Origin of the sequence: Halomonas sp. 3D7M (assembly GCF_014897885.1) — a bacterium.
Taxonomy (GTDB): Bacteria; Pseudomonadota; Gammaproteobacteria; order Pseudomonadales; family Halomonadaceae; genus Vreelandella.
Genome location: NZ_JABUZF010000254.1, coordinates 42,568 through 42,768, shown reverse-complemented (window position 1 = coordinate 42,768; position 201 = coordinate 42,568). Strand labels below are relative to the sequence as shown.

Below are 201 nucleotides of genomic sequence, written 5' to 3'. Positions count from 1 at the left end.
CCATGCCCTCCTCCAAGGCGAGCATCAGTGACAGACCTGCCATATCGCTCAGTGAGACCGATCCATTCATGAGTGCCAGCAGCCCATCTCGTCGCTGTCTATACAAGCGTTTCATACGCCGAATATGACGCAAGTAATGACCATCGCGCAGAAACTCCGCCACGGCTAGCTGGCTCGGCAATGCAGACGCGGGCGATAAGG

The 201-nt window shown here is 56.7% G+C and carries 1 pseudogene; it reads right to left on the bottom strand.

Features of this window, described 5'->3' with window-relative positions:
- Nucleotides 1-201 (bottom strand): annotated as a pseudogene (locus INT22_RS21235) (hypothetical protein); the annotation flags it as partial.